Annotated in this window: 1 protein-coding gene; it reads right to left on the reverse strand. The window is 41.1% G+C overall.

All coding sequences use genetic code 11. The features are described 5' to 3' along the window. On the reverse strand, window positions 1-1,481 hold a 1,481-nt coding region (locus tag AC1DDX_RS27325; protein ID WP_477623023.1), incomplete at its 3' end, for a chloride channel protein. Window positions 1,482-1,539: the final 58 nt, after the last annotated feature.

The raw sequence follows: 1,539 nt of genomic DNA on the forward strand, positions 1-1,539 counted from the left end.
AAGAATGACCTGATTTCACTTATACGATTTTTGGTGCTTATAACCATGCTATTTGCTCTTAGTACATCAACCACAGTCATTTTCCTCAATACATCCGGTTCATAAGAATCGGGGGTGTATATTCCTCTTCTTGCAATTTTCTCGGTCATAATTGTATTTTCCATAAAAAAGAAAGATATCAGGTATGATGCTGTACAAGCTCCTAGTAAAGGTAACAGTGCGTGAGATTGCATAGTAGCTTCAAGAGCGAAAGTTATGCTGGTTAGATAAGCTCTTGAAGCGCCTGCAAACATAGACGACATGCCCACTAAGGCAGCCATTGGAATGCTTATGCCTGAATTTGGAAACAGTAGAAGTGTAATTGAGCCAAGTATGGCTCCGGCTGCGCCACCGATCGTTAATAATGGTGCGAGTGTGCCTCCTGATGTGCCGCTACCAAGAGCAATTGCCCAGGAGAGAAATTTAAAGAAACAAAGACTCAGCATTAAAGCTAATGGTATTTTTCCTGATAAAACACTGGTGATATTATCGTAACCTACGCCTAGGGTATGGGGAGCAAAAAAGCCGATTATTCCAACTGCCAAACCGCCAATTGCAGGCCACCACATCCAGTGGATAGGTAATTTTTCAAAGGCATCTTCGATGTGATAGACGACTTTAGTTAGCCCAAGTGAAACAAAGCCTATTATTATGCCCATAAAGCTGTAAATGCCCAGAGCCATATTTGATGGTGAACTAAGTTCAGGCATAGGGAACACGGGGCCTGATTCAAATAGAAACTGGTGCGCGGCGGCACCTGTTATACAAGCGAGTGCTACAGGTAATATGGCTTTGGGTGAAAATTCAAATAGCAGGAGTTCAATGGCCAGAAAAATAGCTGCTATGGGTGTGCCAAATATTGCAGACATACCAGCAGTAGCTCCAGCGGCAAGAATGATTTTGCGCTCATTAGGTGTGATTTTAAATAACTGGCCTAATGTAGATCCTAAAGCACCACCGGTTGCTATTATAGGGCCTTCTGCCCCGAATGGCCCTCCCGTACCTATCGCAATAGCAGAAGAGATGGGCTTTAGAAGCGCAATTGAAGGTTTAATTTTACTTTGGTTAACAAGGATTTGTTCCATTGCCTCTGGAATACCGTGTCCTCTTATTGCTTTAGAGCCATATAGCGCCATTAATCCAACCAGAATGCCCCCAATTGCAGGAATAATAATTACCCATATCCCCAGATGATTGTTTGCAGGGCTGTTGAATTTTAAGTCGAAACTTCCGTAAAATGCAATGTTGGTTATAAGATCTATAAGAGAGATTAGAACTTTTGCAATTAGACAAATTGCAATAGCAACACCAATAGATAGTAAAGAAATCTGTAGTAAGCGTTTTTTCTTAAAGTAGCCCTTCTTTGTATCATTTACTGACTGGGTTAAATAATCTAAGGTGGGGGATATCGGAATCCCGTTTTTATGCAACGGTCTTTTCATTTAGCTGATGAATTTTTTAGTGTTAAACTCTGAGTGATTTTATTTATGGGCACAAAGG

The organism is Pedobacter sp. 10L46_2 (assembly GCF_056395165.1).